Raw genomic sequence first — 338 nt, forward strand, 5'->3', positions numbered from 1 at the left:
TCCCTGAAAGATGATCAGGTTGATAGGTTCGAGGTGGAAGCGTGGTGACACGTGGAGCTGACGAATACTAATAGATCGAGGACTTAACCAATAAAAAAAGCGGAAGCGACTCGCTCAGAATGGAAGAGCATTGGAGTGCCTGACTATAGAAGCGTTCTTTGCTTCGGCAGGAAGGTACGAAATGATCGAAATTCTAGTCGCTGGAGCTGGATTCAATATGAAGCAAGTGTTATCTAGTTTTGAGAGAATATAAAAAAACTTGTTGACTTTTTAAGTGAATTAGGTATAATAATGATTGTCTCAAATGAATATTGTCTGGTGATGATGGCAGAGAGGTC

Annotated in this window: 1 rRNA gene; it reads left to right on the forward strand. The window is 40.8% G+C overall.

The window, feature by feature from the left end:
• Positions 1-91 (forward strand): 23S ribosomal RNA (locus MR059_RS21565); the annotation flags it as partial.
• Between the last annotated feature and the right edge of the window lie 247 nt (positions 92-338).

Origin of the sequence: Bacillus cereus group sp. BfR-BA-01522, from assembly GCF_022662635.1 — a bacterium.
GTDB classification, from domain to species: domain Bacteria; phylum Bacillota; class Bacilli; order Bacillales; family Bacillaceae_G; genus Bacillus_A; species Bacillus_A cytotoxicus.